An 18,797-nucleotide genomic window follows, 5' to 3' on the forward strand; every position below is an offset into this window, starting at 1 on the left:
AGTGGGCCCACGCGGCCAGGGTTCCCTGGGCGAGCGCAGCGAATTCAGGGAGGCGGTGGGGAATAGACTTGGGCGGTGCAAGAGCAAGACAGCCGCGCCACGGCCTACACCACCCTCGCCTTGGGCCAGGACTTCCGGCACGAGATCGAGATCAAACGCTCCAGGTTCATTACCGTGCTGGGCCGCGCCGACAATGAGGACACCGCCCGGGACCTGGTGGCCGGACTGCGCCGCGAGTTCCACGACGCCCGCCACCACTGCTCGGCGTTCGTCCTGGGACCGGACCGGGACATCCAGCGCTCCAATGACGACGGCGAACCTTCGGGCACCGCCGGCATCCCGATGCTGGAGGCCATCGTCAAAAGGGAAACAGCACCTGGCGTGACTGACCTCAGCGACTTAAGTGCCGTCGTCGTCCGCTATTTCGGCGGCATCCTGCTGGGCGCCGGCGGACTGGTGCGCGCCTATTCGGAATCGGTGTCCGCCGCCCTGGAACGGGCTCCCCTGGTCCGGCGGAGCCGGCTGCGGCTCTGCTCTGTGTCGGTGCCGCATGCCGCTGCCGGACGGCTGGAGAATGATCTTCGGGCGGCCGGGTTTGTGATGGCGGAAACCAGCTACGGAGCGCAATACACGATCCTGCGCCTGGCAGTACCCGACGAACCTGAGCAAATCACTGCAGCCACCGAACGCGTGCTGTCGCTTACCGCCGGGAGAACCGGGCTCACGCCGGCCGGAACGGAGTGGCTCGATGTCCCGCTCCCCTGAGGTCCGCCTGGCACACGTCGACGAACCCACGCTGGAGCGGCTGCTGGAACTGGCGCAGCGGGACGCGTCCGCGGACGACGCCACGCCGCCCCTTGGCAACGGGACCGGCTGGAACACGGAACGCATCAACTGGTTCCGAAACTTCCACCGGTCTGCGGCCGCCGGATTGGACGGACCAGGCGCGGAAAAGAGCTGGGCTGTTCTCTGCGACGGCAGCCCGGCCGGTTCGGTCAGGCTCAAAATGATTGACGACGGAACGGCACAATCCGGAACTGCTGAGACAGGCATCTGGCTGGGCCGGAACTACCGTGGCCTCGGTGTGGGCGGCGCCGCGCTGATGCTGGTCTTGGCGGAAGCCCGCCGCGCCGGACTGCGGCAGATGCAGGCCCACACCACGGCAGGCAACGTAGGTGCGCAGCGGCTCCTCACCGCTGCCGGCGCGGTATTAACGCACGGCGACGGCGGCGCGGTGAGTGCCGTCGTCGTGCTCTCATCTGGCTCGCAGTAGACGCACCGAAACCCGCGTTTGGGAGCGTTCAGGTTTGGGAGCGTTCAGTGCCGGTCAAGTGGCCGCCTGAACACTGCGGGTTAAGCACAGCGGGCCCCTGCTCTCGCAGGGGCCCGTTGTGCTGGCCCGGGAAGCCCCGGGCCGGTGGCAATTAGTTGCCGGTCAGCTTCTCGCGCAGAGCTGCAAGAGCCTCGTCCGAAGCCAGGGTACCGGCGCCGGTGTTGGACTCGGCAGCAGGCTCGGAGGAGTAGCTGGTGGTGCCTGAATCGCTGTCACCGGACGTTGCAGCTGCAGCGTCGTCGGCAGCGTGCTGGGCAACCTGCTTCTTGTGTGCTTCCCAGCGGGTCTGGGCGTCAGCGTACTGCTGCTCCCAGACGGCGCGCTGGTTCTCGTAGCCTTCAAGCCACTCGTTGGACTCCGGGTCGAAGCCCTCCGGGTACTTGTAGTTGCCCTCTTCGTCGTACTCAGCGGACATGCCGTAGAGAGCCGGATCGAATTCGGTGGACTCGGCGTCAACGCCCTCGTTGGCCTGCTTGAGGGAGAGCGAGATACGGCGGCGCTCGAGGTCGATGTCGATGACCTTGACGAACAGCTCGTCACCAACGGAGACAACCTGCTCAGCCAGCTCCACGTGGCGGACGGCGAGTTCGGAGATGTGCACGAGGCCTTCGATGCCGTCTTCGACGCGGACGAACGCACCGAACGGAACAAGCTTGGTGACCTTACCCGGTACAACCTGCCCGAGGGCGTGGGTGCGGGCGAAGGTCTGCCACGGATCTTCCTGCGTAGCCTTGAGCGACAGGGAAACGCGCTCGCGGTCCAGGTCGACTTCGAGAACTTCGACGGTGACTTCCTGGCCAACTTCGACAACCTCGGACGGGTGGTCGATGTGCTTCCAGGACAGCTCGGAAACGTGCACGAGGCCGTCTACGCCGCCAAGGTCCACGAATGCACCGAAGTTGACGATGGAGGAAACAACGCCGGGACGGACCTGGCCCTTCTCCAGCTTGTTGAGGAACGTGGAGCGAACCTCGGACTGGGTCTGCTCGAGCCATGCACGGCGGGACAGCACAACGTTGTTGCGGTTCTTGTCCAGCTCGATGATTTTGGCTTCGATCTTCTGTCCGATGTACGGAGCGAGGTCGCGCACACGGCGCATCTCGACGAGGGATGCGGGCAGGAAGCCGCGCAGACCGATGTCGAGGATAAGACCACCCTTGACAACCTCGATGACGGTACCGGTAACGACACCGTCTTCTTCCTTGACCTTCTCGATGTCGCCCCAGGCGCGCTCGTACTGAGCACGCTTCTTGGAGAGGATCAGGCGGCCTTCTTTGTCTTCCTTGGTGAGCACCAGGGCTTCGACGAGATCGCCAACGGAGACAACGTCTCCGGGATCAACGTCGTGCTTGATGGACAGCTCGCGGGAGGGGATGACACCTTCGGTCTTGTAACCGATGTCGAGCAGAACTTCATCGCGGTCGACCTTGACGACGGTACCTTCGACGAGGTCTCCGTCGTTGAAGTACTTGATGGTGGCGTCGACTGCTGCGAGGAAGTCCTCAGCGGTACCGATGTCGTTAATGGCGACTACGGGGGTACCGGGCTTCTCGGTGGAGGTGATGGTCATGTAGTAGGGGCTCCGTTGTGGATAGTTAGTTGGTCAGGCAAACCGCCGCGCCCGCGTTATGGAACGCAGGCGCAGGTCTTCGGGCGATCACAAGGATCTTCCGGGTCTTCCTGATTTGTGGATTTTAGAAACGTGCACGTAGTACGCGCCCACTTATTCTAGTCGCAGCGGCCAACGGGGGTCAAAGCGCAGGCAACACGTCGCCCAGTCGGGCGAACGTGGTTCCGCCGCCCTTAAGTTGTGGCAGCGCCTGCCGGAAGCCAGCGGCTGTGCCGCCGCCGGGCTTATTGAAATGCGCTATGACGATGTCGCCAGGACGTGCTGTGGCCACGGCGGAGGCAACCGCCGCCGGCGCCAGCGTGGCGCCGGCGTCGGCGTTGATGCTGAAGTTGACCGGCAACATGCCCAGACGCCGGGACATCGCGGCGGCCACCTCGTCGAAATAGGCTGTTCCGGAGCGGAAGAACCGTGGCTTGTGCCCCGTCACTTCCCGGAAGACATCCGCGCAGCCGGTGAGTTCGTCATATACGTCGGCCACATTCCTGGTGCCTGGGATGCCATAGGCTGATTTGCCGGTCACGGACAACGGCCGGTGCTGCCAGCCATGGTTGGCCAGTTCAAAGAGCGGGTCGTGCGCCAACTCGGCGGCGACCTGCCGGTTTGACTGGATCCACCGGGCATTCACAAAGAGGGTGGCCGGGATGTTCAGCCGCCGGAGCGTAGCGAGCAGCTCCTGGTCGACGCCGGATCCGCCGGGGCCGCCGCAGGCATCGAAGGTGAGCACCGTATGACTGCCTGGCGACCTGGTGACCACGCCGGTGACGCCCAGACCCCACTCGGTCGGCCGGCGGCCGTCGAATTCCGTCACCAGCTGCGCTTTTGACGGAAGCGGGACCGCGGCTGCCGTCGCGGCCGGGACCTGCGACGGTGCCGCCGACGCTTCTGGCCCGTTTGGCACGGGCGGGGCAAGCACCGCGGGGTCCCCGTGTTCATCCGAAAGAGCCACAGGCTCAATCGCGGCCGTGTCCGCCGACGAACAGGTTGTCACCGCAGCAAGAACGCCGGACGCCAGACCGAGCAAAATAGCCCGGCGGCCAGTCCGCCCGGCCACACCAAAATCCCCCATGAATTGTCCTTGAACGAGGCAGGAGCCCCTAGAAATGGGTCAGGCAGTGGGTGGCCCGCTCAACCGCGAACATCCCCCGTGCCCGGAGCGACGCGCCCTGCTTGTGTTCACGGATTCGCCCAGCCGAAGTCAGCGTAACCGGACAGACCGCTCCCAGATAAATTGATGACAGGGCGGAGACATCCAATGTCAGGTCAGCCCCGGCTGTCTCTTCCAGGCGTACGACGGCGGCCTCGCCGCCGCTGACCTCCAGGGCAAACGTTCCAGACGTGAGGCCAAGCAGGTCCTGCACGTCGAGCACAAGCCTGCCATCCTCCGGGTAATGCCGAGCCTCCAGCGCCTGGGCCACGTCCAGGATGCGGAGCCAGAGCATGTCCCGGCTGTCTGAGGAGTCGATGCAGCGCGGATCCGCCAGCGCCCAGGTGAGCGGGTCATCCAGCGGCGCTTCCTCCCACGTGACACGTTCCACCAGGTCGATGGCGCCGAGGAACTGCCAGAGCTCCAGGTACGCCTCGTTCGTGGCGGCCACAAGGTCCACTACCTGCATGGTGTAGGGCTCGGTGTCCCAGCCGAGGAATTTGTAGGAGACGTAGCCGTCCACGGCACCGTCGGGGCCGTAATGCAGGGCCACCTTGACGGCGGGGTCTTCCTTGCCGTCTTGCCCCAGGGACCCGGAAGCCAGTTGCCGGTACCACTCCTGGCGGCTGATCGATCCCGGGGTCAGGCGGTGCACGCGGTCGAAGACCTCCGGCGCAAGGTCCAGCAGCACACGCGGGTCCGCGATGTCCACGTTGCCGGCGGCGTGGAAGTTGAGCTGGAAGCGGGACGTGGTGTCAACCTTCACCGTGCGTTCGAAGCTGGCCACCCCGTAGCCGAACCGTCCGTAGATAGAGCCCTCGGACGCTGTCAGGGCTGCCATTGCAAGGCCATCCTGCTTCGCCATGGCCAGGTCCTCGGACATCATCCGGCGCAGCAGGCCGCGCCGACGGTGTGAGGTCCGGACCGTCACCGCGGTGACAAGCTGGGTTTCCAGCAGCCTGCCGAAGCCGATGTTGAGCGTTTTGCGCAGGGTCCCGAAGGTTGCCACGGGCACGTCCGCGGGGAGGGATCCCGGCGCGATTTCCCGCGTCTGGTAGGCGCCGGTGAAGATCCGCCGGTCAGCTGCGTAGGTCTCCAGGGATTTCGCAACGTGTTCCGGCGTGCGCGTGGGTTCGTGGAAGCCAAAAGCCACCGCCTTTACCCACGATTCGGCGTCGGGGTAACCCGCCTCGCCTTTGGATGCCGCTGTGAAGCGCCGGATTTCATAGTCATCACTCAGTTCAGCCACACCGCCGAGCCTAACCAATGATTCCGGCGCCTGGCCAACAGCAACACGCCGGCCGTTCCCCCAGGCGCCGCGCTCCCGCCTCCTAGTGGCCGGCGTCGTACCAGCTGGGGCCCACGCCGATCTGGACATCCAGCGGGACGCTGAGGTCCGCGGCCGAGCCCATCTGCTCGGTGACGAGCTTCTCCACGGCAACACGTTCGCCGGCGGCGACTTCCAGCACCAGTTCGTCGTGGACCTGCAGGAGCATGCGCGACTTCAGGCCCTGAGCGGCCAGTTCAGCATGCACGCCCAGCATGGCGCGCTTGATGATGTCCGCGGCCGATCCCTGGATGGGTGAGTTCAGGGCGATGCGCTCCGCGTTTTCGCGCAGCTGCCGGTCCGTGCTGGTGAGGTCCGGCAGGTAGCGGCGTCGACCCTCGATGGTGGCCGTGTAGCCGTCCACCCGGGCCTGGTCCACCACGCCGCGAAGGTAGTCGCGGACGGCGCCGAACCGGTCGAAGTAGTCCTTCATCAGGGTGCGGGCCTCGTCCACGGAAATTTCCAGCTGCTTGGACAGGCCGAATGAGGTCAGGCCATAGGCGAGTCCGTAGGACATGGCCTTGACCTTCGAGCGCATGGCGCTGGTGACTTCCTCGGTGGGCACATGGAAGATGTTCGAGCCCACAAACCGGTGGAGGTCTTCGCCGTCCTGGTAGGCCTGGATCAGGCCGGCATCCCCCGAAAGGTGCGCCATGATCCGCATTTCGATCTGCGAGTAGTCCGCGGACAGCAGGCACTCGTAGCCGTCGCTGACCACAAAGATGCCGCGAACGCGACGGCCTTCCTCGCTGCGGATGGGGATGTTCTGCAGGTTCGGGTTGTTCGAGGAGATGCGGCCCGTCGCTGCCACGTTCTGCGCATAGGTGGTGTGGATCCGGCCGTCCTCCGTAACGGACTTCTTGAGTGACTCCAACATCTGGCGCAGCTTTGAAGACTCCCGGTGCGCCATCAGCTGGACCAGGAATTCATGCCCGGTCTTTTCCAGCAGGTTCTTCAGCGACGCGGCATCGGTGGTGTAGCCGGACTTGATCTTCTTGGTTTTCGGCAGTTCGAGTTCGTCAAAGAGCACGGTCTGCAGCTGCTTCGGCGATCCGAGATTAACCTCGTGGCCGATCGCGGCGAAGGCAAGGTCCTGCGCGTTGTCAATCACCTTGGCCAGATCAGCGATCTGCTCGTCCATCCGCGGCAGGTCGATGGCGATGCCCGTGGTTTCCATGTCGGCCAGCACGCGGCTGACCGGCAGCTCGAGGGTGGTCAGCAGGTCCCCGGCCTTGCGTTCGGTGAGTTCTGATTCGAAGTGCAGGCTCAGGGACCGGACCACAGCCGCTACCTGCACCAGGGCACCGGCAGCGGCGGCGTCGTCGCCGTCGAACGCCAGCTCCAGCTGGCCCGCCTTGGAGGCCTCCGACGGGACACTGACGTTGAGGTGATGCTGGGCCAGCTCCGCAAGTTCATACGTGCGGCGGTCCGGCTGGATGAGGTAGCCGGAAATTGAGGTGTCGTCCACCACGCCTTCCAGGCCAAGGCCCCGGCTGGAGAGGGCCTTCAGCGCAGCTTTGTAGCCGTGCATGACCTTCGGGGAGTTTTCATCGCGCAGCCAGTCCGCGAGGACATTTTCGGCAGCGGCGTCCTGTGCAGCGAGATCGACATAGACGGCGGCGTCGTCACGGACGATGGCCAGTGCGGCGGCGTCCTCGCCGATGCGCCCGGGGACCAGGTCGACGGCGACTGCCGAGGTCTTGCCAGCGCCGGCCGCCAGGAAGGCACCCAGCTCAGCTGCCTCGGCAGGGATCACGAAGTCCGGCGTGGCGATGCTTTCGCGCTCCGCGGATTCCACTTCCTCGCTGCCGTACAGGGCAAAGAGGCGGGTACGGATGCTCTTGAATTCGAGCTCGTCGAACAGCGTTTCCAGCGCGGCCTCGTCCGGCCGCGGTTCGGCGAGGTCGTCCAGCGTGAGCGGGAGGTCAAGGTCTGTATGGAGCCTGTTCAGCCGGCGGTTGCGCTTGACGTCCTCGACGTTGGCACGCAGGGAGTCCCCTACTTTTCCACCGATTGCATCCAGGTGCTCAAGAACGCCCTCGAGACCGCCGTATAGATTGATCCACTTTGCCGCGGTCTTGGGACCGACGCCGGGAACACCCGGGAGGTTGTCCGCGGTCTCCCCCACCAACGCGGCAAGGTCCGAATACTGGGCGGGTGTCACAAAATACTTCTCCTGGATGGCGGCCGCGTCCATCCGGGGGATGTCGCTGACGCCCTTCCTCGGGTAGAGCACAAAAACGTTGTCCGTGATCAGCTGGAAGGCGTCGCGGTCGCCCGAGACGAGCAGTACTTCAAAGCCTGCCTTTTCCCCCATGGCGGCGAGGGTTGCCAGGATGTCATCAGCTTCGTAGCCGGGCAGTTTGATGGTCTTGATACCCCAGGCGCCCATGACCTTGTCGATGAGGTCGATCTGGCCGCTCATCTCACGGGGAGTCTCGTTGCGTCCACCCTTGTACTCGCTGTACTCCGCTTTGCGGTGGGTGGTGTCATCCGAGACGTCGAAGGCGACGCAGATGTGGGTGGGCTTCTGTTCCTTGATCAGGTTGATGAGCATGGAGGTGAAACCGTGGATTGCATTGGTGTGCTGTCCGTTGGCGGTGGAGAATTTGTCCGCCGGAAGGGCGAAGAAGGCGCGGAAAGCCATCGAATGGCCGTCAAGCACCAGAAGCCGCGGCTGGCCGGTGCTGGGAACCACTGGGGCTTCCGTAGCGGAGACCCGGCCTCCGACCGGCAGGACGTTGATGTCCTGTAAGGCATCTGCAGCGTCAAGCGCAGTAGTTTCGGTCGGGAAGGGGGCCGGTTTGGTAGTTTCACTCACAGGTGCCAGCCTAGTTGCCATGATGGACAATTTCACGCCCGGGCCCTTCACTGAGGAATTGGTCACAGCAGGCATCCCGGCGGACCTCCACGACTGGCTCGGTCACATGGGCATCGGCGCGCTGGTCGTGAAGATGGCGATCCACTTCCTGGAGATGAGCCCGGAACGGACGGTGGCCACCATGCCGGTGGAAGGGAACACCCAGGTGGCGGGCATCCTGCACGGCGGCGCCCATGTGGTGCTGGCCGAGACGCTGGGATCTTTCGCTGCCGGGATGCACGCCGGCCCGGGCAGGCACGCCCTGGGCATTGAAGTCAGCGCGACACACCACCGTGCGATCGCCGCGGGCACCGTAACAGGCACCTGCACGGCAATCCACCTGGGCCGGACCCTGACAACGCATGAAATTGTGATGACCGACGAAAAAGGCCGCCGCCTCTCCACGGCACGCATCACCAACATGCTTCGGGACAACGAGCCGGCGGAGGCCTGACAGCTTGAGGCAGTCAGGCCGCTAGCGGGTCGGATCCGGGGCTGCCAGGGTGTAACGCAACTCCACGATCCCCCGCCCCATGGTGCGGGACGCCGTCAACTCCAGCGGCGTCGTCGGGCCTTTCAAAGGGAGCAGCCGCTTCCCCTCGCCCAGGACGACCGGGGTGACCGACAGGATGAGTTCGTCCAGCAGCCCGGCATCGGCGAATTGCGCAGCGAGGTTGCCGCCGCCCACCACCCATACGTTCTTCTCACCGGCGTGATCCTTGAAGTCCTGGATGAACTCCTGGACGGGTCCGCGGACGAACGTGATGTCCGTGCCGGCCGGGGCCACGTGTTCGTGCCGGGTAAACACATAGCAGGGTGTGGAAGGGTACGGCCAGTTGTCGGGTTCGTGCTCCATCAGCCAGGCGAATGTCTCGCCGCCCATAACAATGCAGCCGACGGCGGCCATGAAGTTTTCGTAGCTTTCCTTGCCGCCCTCGAAGCCGTCGAATTCGAGGAGCCAAGCCAGGTCATCCTTCGTGGTGGCAATGAAGCCGTCGATGGAGGCCGCGACGAAATACTGGATCCTGGACATGGAACCAGAGTAGCGCTGCGGTGTGGACGGGCTGAAGGGCTACTTGCTGAAGTAAGGAATGATCAGGTAGAGCCCGAAAAGCACAGCCAGGCCGCAGAGGCCAAAGCAGGTGTAGGCGAAGTAGCGCTTGGCGCGGGGTGAGGCCTGCTCGGCGTCGCCGGCGATGGCCGTCAGCCGCACGCCCAGCGAATACAGGACCACCACCGTTACTGCGGACACCAGGGTGGTGCCGGCCACGGTCAAGAGTTCCAACCACTTCATAGCTGCGCATCCTTCTGCTGGTCCGCCTTGGCGGCGTCCTTCTGCTGGTCTGCCTTGGCGGCATCCTTCTGCTGGTCTGCCATGGCGGCATCCTTCTGCCGGCTCGCCTTGGCACGGGCCCGGGCGAGGGCTTTCTTCTGGGCGAAGCGGACGGCGTGGCCCGCTTCTTCGACTTCCACGGCATTGTGGTGGCCCACCGACGACTTGCGGGAGTAGACGAACATAAACAGCACCGCCGCGGTGCCGGCGACGGCGGCAATCGCCACACCCACCACGCCCGTCTTCACGACCAGCGCGGTCAGCGCGCCCACAATACCGGCAGCAGGAAGCGTGAACAGCCAGCCCAGGGCGATCTTGCCCACCATGTTCCAGCGCACCGTGGTTCCTTTGCGGCCCATGCCGGACCCGATCACGGAGCCGGATGCCACCTGCGTGGTGGAGAGGGCGAATCCCAGGTGGGAGGAAGCCAGGATGGCTGAAGCGGTGCTGGTCTCGGCCGCGAAGCCCTGGGCGGGCTTGACCTCGGTGAGCCCGGAGCCCATGGTCCGGATGATGCGCCAGCCGCCTGTGTAGGTGCCAACAGCGATGGCCAGGGCGCACGCGGTGATGACCCAGAACTGCGGGCCCGAGCCCGGGGCCTGGGTGCCGGCGGAAATCAGCACCAGGGTGATAATGCCCATGGTCTTCTGGGCGTCGTTGGTTCCGTGGGCCAGCGCCACGAGGCTGGAAGTGAAGATCTGGCCGGTGCGGAACCCGCCGCGCTTCTGTGTCAGCTTGCTGCCGGTGTCAGGATCGTGCCGGGATGTCAGCGCATAGGCGAGCCGGGTGCAAAGGTACGCCACAAGGCCGGCAATGAGAGGGGCGAAGATCGCCGGCAGGATAACCTTTTGGAGTAACGTTTCCAGGTTCACGGAATTAAAACCGATGCCGGCGATGGCCGCGCCGATCAGCCCGCCGAACAACGCATGGGATGAGCTGGACGGCAGGCCTTTGAGCCAGGTGATCATGTTCCAGAGGATGGCGCCCATAAGCCCGGCGAAAATAATTTCCGGGGTGATCGGGACACCGTCGGAGCCTTCCCGGATGATGCCGCCGGAGACTGTTTTGGCCACTTCCGTTGAAAGGAAGGCACCAACCAGGTTCAGGATTGCGGCGAGGGTCACTGCCGTCTTCGGTTTAATGGCACCGGTGGCGATGGGCGTAGCCATCGCGTTGGCGGTGTCGTGGAAGCCGTTAGTGAAGTCAAAAAATAGTGCCAGTCCGATGACCAGCGCCACCATAAAGGTGATGTCCACCTGTTGCCCAATCTGCAGAGACGACGTTCAGCAGTTCCATTACCCCCGCCTGCCCTGCACAGCGTAGTTCACCTGCAGTTCACGTGGAATGACCTGCGGTGTTAACAGAGCCGGGTTGAAACCTTATCGATCGTACGCGCCCCTGGCATCAGGTCAAAACAGCTGCTTGGTGGCAAACGCGCTGACGGCGGCCAGCTCGGCCGGAGAAATTCCCCGGCGGGGGTCAGGCGACACGGTCAGGATCCGCGGGCCCAGGAAAGCGGCCCAGCCCATTGCTTGCTCTTCATACCGGAGTTGGTCGTCGATCCACACGATGCCATCCGGGTCGCTGGCCGCCAGGTCCTCTTGGAGGGCGGCCAGCTTCCACCAACCCTCCCCCGTTCCGCCGCCCTCCGCCGTCAGGCAGGGCCAGCGGCTGCCGGCCAGACCGATAGCCGGACACAGGTACTCCGCGGCCATGTCCTCCCAGCTGGTGAGCCACACAAAGCGGACTCCCGGCGCGCGGGAAAGTTGGTTCAGCCCGTCAACCAGCTGGCCAGCATAAGCCACTTCGAGCAGACCGGCATTCGCAAGGCGCCAGCCGGTACCCCACGGTGTATCGCCCGTTGCTCCGAACGGGCACACCACGCCGTCGACGTCCAGGTACAGGGTGATGTTCCGCATATCGCACTCCCTTACGCCGGCAGACCGGGCCTGGGCAGTAGCTGGTTGAGGGCTGCACACAGCAATCGTTGCATTGGGTGCAGCCCTCCTAAAGGATTCCTGGACGAAGCGCCTGCAGTCTGGCTTGAAGCAGCACCTACGGCGCGGGAGCTGCCTGCGGGTTGTTGACGTTGACCAGCCAGGCAGTACCGAACCGGTCGGTGCACATGCCGAAGATGTCGCCCCAGGGCGCCCGTTCGAGCGGAACGGTGACAGTGCCGCCGTCGGCGGTCAGCTTGTCCCAGTAGCCGCGCAGTTCAGGTTCGTCGTCGCCGCTGACGGAAACCGAAATGGAGCTGCCGCTCGCTAGGTCCATGCCGTTGGGCGTGTCAGCCCCCATTAGAACCAGGCCGTTGCTGGCCGTCAGAATGCCGTGCATGATCTTGTTGGCTTCCGCCGGATCTTCGCTGGCGTGGAACTCCCCGAACGTGCTGAGGGCCAGGTCACCGCCAAACACTGACTGATAGAAGGTCATCGCCTCCCGGGCGTTCTCGCGGAAGCCAAGGTAGGGGTTGAGCGTCGTTGGCATGGCCGGTTCTCCTTGTGGTGCGGACGTGAAACGGACTCGGAAACAGTCAACATCCTGCCGCACTTCCAACCGCGTTCATAGGGTTATGGGACCCTGATTTCCTGTCGGGTTCAGTGCAAAAACCGGTACCCCTGCTGCTGGGTCACCAACCGCGGAGGGTTCCGGACCAGGAGTTCCAGGATGTTCCATTCGGTCGGCGTCAGCCTGACGACGTTCCCCTCCCTCGTAACCTGCCGCCGAGCCAAGTCCACCGCGAAGGCGAGATTGCTCCCGTGACACGCGAGATCCTGCGCGAAGCCGAACCGGATGTCACCAAGCGGCCGTGGGTGCATGTGGGCTGACCGTTGACGACGCCGGGAGCTCACCCCCCGAGCTGGTGGACTGTGAAGGCCGTCAGGAACCCTACGGAAGCGGTCAGTCCCGTGAGGTTGTGATGCTCCTCGAACGCTTCGGGGATCATGGTGTCGGCGAGCATCGCCAGGATCCCGCCCGCCGCGATCGCGGTAATGAAGGCTACGACGACGTCCGGCGCGTTCTCCAACGCCACGAACCCGATCAGCGAGGCGAGCCCGGACAACACGGCAATGCCTCCCCACACCCCAAAAATGTATCCGGTACTGCGGCCTGCCTTTTTCATCCCCGCAGTACCGGACAGACCCTCGGGAACGTTGGAGATAAACACGGCCACAAGCATGGCCGGGCTGACCGATCCCGCGGTGATGAGTCCGACGCCGAGAACTACCGACTCCGGGATCCCGTCGAGGAGGGCGCCGAAGGCGATGGCCGTGCCGCTGCCGGGGCGCTCCTGTTCCGACGGTTGCTGGCCGCCCGAGCGTTTGCGGTGTTTTGCGCCGGCCCGGTTCAGGAGCATGTTTACTCCGACGTAGACCACGGAGCCGGACAGGAAACCGGTCACCGTTGGCCACAGGCCTCCTCCCTCAACCGCCTCGCCGACGAGCTCGAACGCCAGGGCCGAAATCAGCACGCCCGCCCCAAAGGACATGATCGTGGAGACAAGTTTGGACGGTATGGCCCATTTCCACGACGCGGCCGCCCCCAACACCAGTGCGGCACCGGCCACGGTTCCCCACATCAACGCCTGAAGCCACATCGGCATGCTGCCACCTTTCGTTTTGTCCGCCCGGGACTCACCGGACTGACTGAACCTGTACGCCCTGAACCTATACGCCTTCGGCCTCGTACGCACGGAACCGTGCCTGTCTACTGGCAGGGGCGGCAATTGTCGTAGGCTCAGGGGCATGGCCAGATACTTTGATGTTCACCCCCAGGATCCCCAGCCCCGCGCCATCACGCAGGCCGTGAAAATCGTGCTCGACGGCGGGCTGATCGCCTACCCTACGGACTCCTGTTACGCCCTCGGCGCCCAGCTGGGCAACAAGGATGCGCTGGACCGGATCCGGAATATCCGCAAGCTCGATGACAAGCACCACTTCACGCTGGTATGCAAGGATTTCGCCCAGCTGGGCCAGTTCGTGAACATCGGCAACGATGTCTTCCGCGCCATTAAGGCCGTCACGCCCGGCAGCTACACGTTTATCCTGCCTGCCACAAAGGAAGTGCCGCGCCGGCTGCTGCACCCGAAGAAAAAGACGGTGGGCGTGCGGATCCCGGACAACCGGGTGGTCCAAGCGCTGCTGGCCGAGCTTGGGGAGCCGCTGCTCTCCAGCACCCTGCTGCTCCCGGACGAGGAAGACCCGTTGACCCAGGGCTGGGAAATCAAGGAACGCCTTGAATACGCTGTGGACGCCGTCATCGATTCCGGCGACTGCGGGGCCGAGCCCACCACGGTGATCGACTATTCCAGCGGCGTGGCCGAAGTGGTGCGTCGCGGCACCGGGGACCCGTCCCGGTTCGAGTAGACCGGGCTCAAACAGACTCAGTCCTGCTTGCGCGCCCGGCTCGGCTGTACCCGCATGGGCTCACCAGGCATCTTCGGGTAGTCCGGGGGGAAGGGCAGCTCGCCGAGGCCGGCCTTGAGGTCCCGCTCCCACCAGCCCAACAGCACGTCGATAGTTCCCGGATGCCCGTTCATGCCTGCCCAGGGATCTCCCACGGTCCTTAGCCGCTCGGGGACCGTCAGCATGGTGAAGTTCTTGGGATCCGCGCTGCCCAGTTCGTCCCAGCTGAGCGGGCAGGAGACGGGCGCATGGGCCAGCGCGCGGGGGCTGTACGCGCCGGCGATGGTCCGGTCGCGGTTCGCCTGGTTGAAGTCCAGGAACACCTTCTCGCCGCGTTCCTCCTTCCACCAGGCCGTGGTCACCTTGTCCGGCATCCGCCGCTCCAGCTCGCGGGCCGCGGCAATCACCGCGTGGCGGACGTCCAGGAATTCATGGTTGGGCGCGATGGGAGCGTAGACGTGCAGGCCGCGGTTCCCCGATGTCTTGATGAACGTTTCCAACCCGGCCTCCCCCAGCACGTCCTTCAGCGCCAGGGCGGCCGGGATGGCGTCGTCGAAGTCCGTGCCCGGCTGGGGGTCAAGATCGATCCTGAGCTGGTCAGGGTTGTCGGTGTTTTCTGTATTCGACGGCCACGGATGGAACACCACCGTATTCATCTGGACCGCCCATACAGCCGCGGCGGGTTCGTCCAGGACCAGCATGGGGTGCGAGCGTGCGCTAGGAAACGTCACCTTCACCGACCGGATGAAATCCGGGGTTCCCTTGGGCGGGTTCTTGGAGAAGAACTGGTCCCCCTCGACGTTGTCCGAGTACCTCTGCAGCGCCACGGGTCGGTCACCGTTCGCAGCAATGAACGCCTCCCCCACATCCACCATGTATCGTGCCAGGTCCAGCTTGGTCAGACCGAGCTCCGGCCAGAGCACCCTGCTGGGGCTGGAAACACGCATCTCGCGCTCGCCGTGCGGTCCCGGGACAGTGAGGGTGGTCTGTTCGCTCGCCATGGGGACAACCTACCCTGCGCCGCGCGCGGCGTCTGTACCTCGGCGCGTGGCCGCCGGTGATCCGGCATCATGGACCTATGGCCGTTGCTGAATTCCCTGTCACCTTCCCGGTCGGCGACGTTGAGGTCTCCGGCGTTTACGCCCGCCCGGACAGCCCCTTTGGGACCCTGGTGGTGGCGCACGGGGCCGGGGCGGGCATGGAGCACCCCTTCCTGATCGGGTTCACCCGGACATTGAACGACGACGGCGTTGCCACCTTGCGCTTCAACTTCCCCTACCGCGAGGCCGGCCGGAAATTCCCGGACCGGCCGCCCGCAGCCATCGCCGCCTGGCGCGCTGCCATGCAGGAAGCAACGCGGCGAGGAACCGAGCACGGTGATAGCGGACCGGTGTGGGCTGCCGGTAAGTCGTTTGGTGGCCGGATGGCGTCCATGGCCGTCGCCGAGGGAATGGAAAGTGCCGGACTCGTCTATCTTGGCTATCCCCTCCACCCGCCCGGCAAGCCGGAAAAGCTCCGCGACGAGCACCTTTACGGGCTAACGCTCCCCATGTTGTTCCTGCAGGGCACCCGCGACACCTTCGCGACGACGGAGCTGCTGGACGGTGTGGTCTCCCGGATCGGCTCATCCGCTGTCCTTGACTGGATCGACGGCGGTGACCACTCCTTCGCCGTCGCAGGAAAGAAGCGCGATGCAGCAGAGATCGGAGCGTCTCTGGCGCCGAAGGTAGTCGAGTTCATGCGGAGCCACGGTTGATGCGTCCATGACTGACTGATTTCTCCCCCGATGCCAGCCGCGCAAGGTCCACTCGGTTGGCTGCGCCCGTCTTCCGGAGAAGGTTCGAGATGTGCGAGCTGACGGTTTTCTCGCTGATCATCAACCCCCGGGCAATTTCGCCGTAGGTCCTGCCGGCCATCACATGTTCCAGGATGTCCTGCTCCCTTGGGCTCAGTCCCGGCAGCCTGGCTTCGTGGGGCTGCGGCCCGGGCGTTACCGGCGCCACCGGAATCCTCGCTTGGGCGGCAAGGCGTTCCAGTGCCACCCTGATGGGGGCCGCCTCAAGGTCCGCCGCCAGAGTCAGCCCCCGGCGGAGGAGTTCTGCGGCCTTGGGACTCCGATGGTGCCCTTGCAGCAGCAGCGCTTCCACGGCCCGCCTGCAGGCGTAGGCCTCTTCCCACGGCAGGTGCGCCGTACGAAAGGCATCGGCTGTTTGTGCCCATGCTGCCGCGCTGCCCGGCTGGTTCCGGACCCTGCCCAGTTCGGTGCTGTAAAGGAGTTCGAAAGCCGCCACTTGCCGGAAGTAGAACGCCGATTGGCCCGGGGGTTCGTGAAGGACGCCGGGAAAGCGTTCCTCGAGTTCCTTGGCGGCAACCAGCAGTTCCACAGTGGGGTGGCCCACGTCTCTGGCCAGCTGCGCCTGGTCGGCGAGCGCACGGGCAGCCAGCGGCAGCAGCCACTCGCACATCGTGGGTGGCGGCCCCGGGGCGGTGGCCCCTGCCATTGCCGCTGCGAATGCCAGTTTCGGCCGACCCGCGGCCACAAGTACTTCGGCACGGACGGCGTCATAGTCCAGATTGAGGCGTGCGGAGTTTTCCTGGTTTACGTGGTTCAGCTCGTCAGCCCGGTCGAGGTGGATGCCGGCGTCGACGTTCCTGCCTTGGAGCTGTGCCAGCCGCGCAGCGGTGAGCCGCACGCTCACTTCGCCCATTGGGCCCGGATCAAAGCTTAGTGCGATCCGCAGGGCCGCCCGGCACTGCCGCCATTCGCCGACGGCCAGGTAGCTGGCCGCTTCGTCGGCCGCGATCTTGGCAATGTACGTATGGGGTGCCCCCTGTTCCATCATTACCTGCCGAGCCCGACGCAGGAGGACCGCGTACTCCTCGCTGGTCCAAGGGCCCTGGGCGTTGGCCGTCCAGTATGTGGCATGCACGTACGCCCAGAAATCGCGGGCCTGGACCGCTTCCAGGGCTCCTTCGGCCGCCAGGTTGCGTGACTCGGCGGACCGGCTGGCCAGGTTCGCTACGATGGCCGCCGCGGTCAGCGCGTATGAAAGTGCCAGGTGATTGCCTGCCTCACGGGCAAGGGCGAGCGCCTGCCGTGACTGAGTCTCATGGGCAGGCTCGTCATGCCGCATACTCGCGTGGACCAGTTCGGCTAACGCGAGGGCGTGCTGCCAGCTGTCCGGCGCCGCGGCGGACAGCCGGACTGCTTCCCGGATGTCGGCCATCGGAAGGAAGGTTTGCCCCGTGGAGAACTGGAGATGCATGCGGCGCACCATCAGGTGGGACACTTCCAGCGGTTCGGCCGAGGCGTCGATGCACGCGAGCAACCCCTCGATGGCCTCGAGCTCGGTGAGTAATGCCCCGGATTCCCGGGCTGCGGCACGGAGCCTGTTCCAAAGCTCCCGCGGCCGTTCCATTTCGCTAGGCAAGGCGTCCCGCAGTTGCAGGGATCGCCGCAGGAGCCGCACGGCATCACTGAGTGCACCGTTCGCAGATGCCAGACCTGCCGCCGTAAGCGACCACCGGTAGGCGTCAGCCGTTCTACCCGCCGCATAGTAGTGATCGGCGAGGGATACGACGACGCCGGCCTCGGGCGGTGTGTCGTCGTCGAACTGCCGCTCGTAGAAGGCGGCGAACGCCGAATGCCAGCGCCGCCGTTCACCTGCATCGAGCCCCTGTTCCAGCGCTTCGGCGATGATCGGATGGTGGAACCAGTAGGTCCCGTCCGGAGCAAGGTCCACCAGGCCTGACTCCACTGCCGAGCGCAGCAGCGGCCGCACGCCATCGGCCTCGACGGCGGAACCAGCCACCGCGCTCAGTTCCATCGCGGCGGCCGCCCGGCCGCCAAGCGCCATGATCTGCGTCAACTCGCGGGCGCCGGCCGAGAGCCCACGCCATGAGCGCAGGACCGCCGACTTCAGATCGGGTGGGAAGCCTGGGGGCAAATGCCGGGCCCCGGCCTCCAGCCCCGTGACGAGCAGCAGGTTCAGATAAGGGTTTCCGGCCGAGCGGGTGAAAACCTCGTTGACAAGGGACTGATGCGCGGGAACGCCCAGGAGCCCGCTCAGCTGCGCCTCCGTGTCAGGCCGGTCCAATGGTCCCAGCGGGTGCACGCGGACCCGGGGCAGCCGCCGGATGTCGGTGAGCCACTGGTGAAGTCCCCCTCCCTGGCGGATTTCGTTGCTCCGCACAGTCCCGATCACACCCAGCGGCCGGTCACTCGGACCCGCCAGGACGTACATCAGCACATCGAGGGTGCTCTGGTCCGCCCAGTGGAGATCGTCGATTACCAGGAACACCGGCCTCAAACGGCTTTGCCCCGTGAGCCACTCATCGATCTGGACCAGCAAATCCGGACGCGCATCGCCGGACATGTCAGGCGGCAGCAGTGCCTGGCCGCCGCTGGCTGCCGCACGGAATGCTGATCTCAAGGCGAGGAACGGGACGTCCACGGACGCCAGCGGCAGGGCCCCGCCCATCAGCATGAGCGCTTCTGGCGGAGCGGACGCGCACGCCCGGCTGACCAGCGCGCTCTTCCCGACACCGGCGTCCCCGGCAACGATGAACGTCCTCGCTGTGCCGGCGCAGACACCGCTGATGACATCGGTCAGTTGCGCCAAGTCCGCTTCCCGTCCTACCAACTCCGGGCCGCCGGCATCCCACGGTGTCGCCACCATCCCAGCTTGCACCCCTGCCGCAGGCGCGTACAGATCTGAGGGTACTCCGTGTGCTTTTAAGGGGTCATGCCTGATGTGGTGCGAG

Annotated in this window: 17 protein-coding genes; 5 read left to right on the forward strand and 12 right to left on the reverse strand. The window is 65.1% G+C overall.

Annotation, left to right across the window (positions count from 1 at the left end):
* Positions 1 to 75 precede the first annotated feature (75 nt).
* The gene (locus ACQCS0_RS11565) at positions 76 to 765 is read left to right on the forward strand and encodes a YigZ family protein (RefSeq protein ID WP_354155859.1); all 690 of its coding nucleotides are present in this window, start codon (positions 76 to 78) and stop codon (positions 763 to 765) included.
* Positions 749 to 1,273: a GNAT family N-acetyltransferase gene (locus ACQCS0_RS11570; RefSeq protein WP_354155860.1), complete on the forward strand. Its 525-nt coding sequence runs from the start codon at positions 749 to 751 to the stop codon at positions 1,271 to 1,273. Before ACQCS0_RS11565 ends, ACQCS0_RS11570 begins: the two co-directional genes overlap by 17 nt.
* A 151-nt stretch (positions 1,274 to 1,424) precedes the next feature.
* On the opposite strand, the gene rpsA is transcribed toward ACQCS0_RS11570, so the two are convergent.
* From rpsA to polA, 4 genes are all read right to left on the reverse strand, one after another.
* Positions 1,425 to 2,903, reverse strand: coding sequence for a 30S ribosomal protein S1 (rpsA, locus tag ACQCS0_RS11575; RefSeq protein ID WP_185263559.1), 1,479 nt, complete (start codon positions 2,901 to 2,903; stop codon positions 1,425 to 1,427).
* Positions 2,904 to 3,084: 181 nt separating this feature from the next.
* Positions 3,085 to 4,029 carry a polysaccharide deacetylase family protein gene (locus ACQCS0_RS11580; protein ID WP_426938405.1) on the reverse strand — a complete coding sequence of 315 codons (945 nt, stop codon included), beginning with the start codon at positions 4,027 to 4,029 and terminating at the stop codon, positions 3,085 to 3,087.
* A gap of 28 nt (positions 4,030 to 4,057) precedes the next feature.
* Positions 4,058 to 5,347, reverse strand: coding sequence for a GNAT family N-acetyltransferase (locus ACQCS0_RS11585; RefSeq protein WP_354155897.1), 1,290 nt, complete (start codon positions 5,345 to 5,347; stop codon positions 4,058 to 4,060).
* A 91-nt stretch (positions 5,348 to 5,438) separates the two neighbouring features.
* Entirely contained in the window at positions 5,439 to 8,081 is a 2,643-nt protein-coding gene (gene polA / locus ACQCS0_RS11590; RefSeq protein WP_426940223.1) for a DNA polymerase I, read from the reverse strand.
* Positions 8,082 to 8,274: 193 nt separating this feature from the next.
* Here polA and ACQCS0_RS11595 point away from each other — a divergent pair, with 193 nt between their 5' ends.
* Positions 8,275 to 8,748, forward strand: coding sequence for a hotdog fold thioesterase (locus tag ACQCS0_RS11595; protein WP_354155863.1), 474 nt, complete (start codon positions 8,275 to 8,277; stop codon positions 8,746 to 8,748).
* A 21-nt stretch (positions 8,749 to 8,769) separates the two neighbouring features.
* Here the strand turns inward: ACQCS0_RS11595 and ACQCS0_RS11600 are convergent, their stop codons facing one another.
* From ACQCS0_RS11600 to ACQCS0_RS11625, 6 genes are all read right to left on the reverse strand, one after another.
* A complete protein-coding gene (locus tag ACQCS0_RS11600; RefSeq protein ID WP_354155864.1) occupies positions 8,770 to 9,327 on the reverse strand; it encodes a dihydrofolate reductase family protein in 558 nt (185 codons plus the stop codon).
* A 39-nt stretch (positions 9,328 to 9,366) separates the two neighbouring features.
* Positions 9,367 to 9,588, reverse strand: coding sequence for a hypothetical protein (locus tag ACQCS0_RS11605; protein ID WP_354155865.1), 222 nt, complete (start codon positions 9,586 to 9,588; stop codon positions 9,367 to 9,369).
* Positions 9,585 to 10,883, reverse strand: coding sequence for an inorganic phosphate transporter (locus tag ACQCS0_RS11610; RefSeq protein WP_354155866.1), 1,299 nt, complete (start codon positions 10,881 to 10,883; stop codon positions 9,585 to 9,587). Before ACQCS0_RS11610 ends, ACQCS0_RS11605 begins: the two co-directional genes overlap by 4 nt.
* Before the next feature lie 153 nt (positions 10,884 to 11,036).
* Complete coding sequence (locus ACQCS0_RS11615) at positions 11,037 to 11,546, reverse strand: HAD domain-containing protein (protein ID WP_354155867.1); 510 nt, start codon at positions 11,544 to 11,546, stop codon at positions 11,037 to 11,039.
* Between the two features lie 136 nt (positions 11,547 to 11,682).
* Positions 11,683 to 12,114, reverse strand: coding sequence for a VOC family protein (locus ACQCS0_RS11620; RefSeq protein WP_354155868.1), 432 nt, complete (start codon positions 12,112 to 12,114; stop codon positions 11,683 to 11,685).
* Positions 12,115 to 12,475: 361 nt separating this feature from the next.
* Positions 12,476 to 13,231 (reverse strand): ZIP family zinc transporter, encoded by a 756-nt coding sequence (locus ACQCS0_RS11625; RefSeq protein WP_354155869.1) that lies wholly within the window; start codon positions 13,229 to 13,231, stop codon positions 12,476 to 12,478.
* A 142-nt stretch (positions 13,232 to 13,373) separates the two neighbouring features.
* Between ACQCS0_RS11625 and ACQCS0_RS11630 the strand changes: the two genes are divergently transcribed.
* A complete protein-coding gene (locus ACQCS0_RS11630; protein ID WP_354155870.1) occupies positions 13,374 to 13,994 on the forward strand; it encodes an L-threonylcarbamoyladenylate synthase in 621 nt (206 codons plus the stop codon).
* Positions 13,995 to 14,011: 17 nt separating this feature from the next.
* Here ACQCS0_RS11630 and ligD read toward each other — a convergent pair whose 3' ends face one another.
* The gene (gene ligD / locus ACQCS0_RS11635) at positions 14,012 to 15,034 is read right to left on the reverse strand and encodes a non-homologous end-joining DNA ligase (protein ID WP_354155871.1); all 1,023 of its coding nucleotides are present in this window, start codon (positions 15,032 to 15,034) and stop codon (positions 14,012 to 14,014) included.
* 77 nt (positions 15,035 to 15,111) lie between these two features.
* Between ligD and ACQCS0_RS11640 the strand changes: the two genes are divergently transcribed.
* A complete protein-coding gene (locus ACQCS0_RS11640) occupies positions 15,112 to 15,789 on the forward strand; it encodes an alpha/beta family hydrolase (RefSeq protein ID WP_354155872.1) in 678 nt (225 codons plus the stop codon).
* Here the strand turns inward: ACQCS0_RS11640 and ACQCS0_RS11645 are convergent.
* On the reverse strand, positions 15,770 to 18,712 hold the full coding sequence (locus ACQCS0_RS11645; protein ID WP_354155873.1) for an AAA family ATPase: 2,943 nt from the start codon (positions 18,710 to 18,712) through the stop codon (positions 15,770 to 15,772). The two genes, ACQCS0_RS11640 and ACQCS0_RS11645, sit on opposite strands and share 20 nt — an antisense overlap.
* Positions 18,713 to 18,797 lie beyond the last annotated feature (85 nt).

Origin of the sequence: Pseudarthrobacter sp. S6 (genome assembly GCF_050156575.1) — a bacterium.
GTDB lineage: Bacteria > Actinomycetota > Actinomycetes > Actinomycetales > Micrococcaceae > Arthrobacter.

Bases quoted from the DNA above. Each gene is read 5' to 3' on its own strand.
- ACQCS0_RS11570 (WP_354155860.1), top strand. From the start codon at position 749: ATGTCCCGCTCCCCTGAGGTCCGCCTGGCACACGTCGACGAACCCACG.
- rpsA (WP_185263559.1), bottom strand. From the start codon at position 2,903: ATGACCATCACCTCCACCGAGAAGCCCGGTACCCCCGTAGTCGCCATT.
- ACQCS0_RS11580 (WP_426938405.1), bottom strand. From the start codon at position 4,029: ATGGGGGATTTTGGTGTGGCCGGGCGGACTGGCCGCCGGGCTATTTTG.
- polA (WP_426940223.1), bottom strand. From the start codon at position 8,081: ATGGCTTTCCGCGCCTTCTTCGCCCTTCCGGCGGACAAATTCTCCACC.
- ACQCS0_RS11595 (WP_354155863.1), top strand. From the start codon at position 8,275: ATGATGGACAATTTCACGCCCGGGCCCTTCACTGAGGAATTGGTCACA.
- ACQCS0_RS11600 (WP_354155864.1), bottom strand. From the start codon at position 9,327: ATGTCCAGGATCCAGTATTTCGTCGCGGCCTCCATCGACGGCTTCATT.
- ACQCS0_RS11605 (WP_354155865.1), bottom strand. From the start codon at position 9,588: ATGAAGTGGTTGGAACTCTTGACCGTGGCCGGCACCACCCTGGTGTCC.
- ACQCS0_RS11615 (WP_354155867.1), bottom strand. From the start codon at position 11,546: ATGCGGAACATCACCCTGTACCTGGACGTCGACGGCGTGGTGTGCCCG.
- ACQCS0_RS11620 (WP_354155868.1), bottom strand. From the start codon at position 12,114: ATGCCAACGACGCTCAACCCCTACCTTGGCTTCCGCGAGAACGCCCGG.
- ACQCS0_RS11625 (WP_354155869.1), bottom strand. From the start codon at position 13,231: ATGCCGATGTGGCTTCAGGCGTTGATGTGGGGAACCGTGGCCGGTGCC.
- ACQCS0_RS11630 (WP_354155870.1), top strand. From the start codon at position 13,374: ATGGCCAGATACTTTGATGTTCACCCCCAGGATCCCCAGCCCCGCGCC.
- ligD (WP_354155871.1), bottom strand. From the start codon at position 15,034: ATGGCGAGCGAACAGACCACCCTCACTGTCCCGGGACCGCACGGCGAG.
- ACQCS0_RS11640 (WP_354155872.1), top strand. From the start codon at position 15,112: ATGGCCGTTGCTGAATTCCCTGTCACCTTCCCGGTCGGCGACGTTGAG.
- ACQCS0_RS11645 (WP_354155873.1), bottom strand. From the start codon at position 18,712: ATGGTGGCGACACCGTGGGATGCCGGCGGCCCGGAGTTGGTAGGACGG.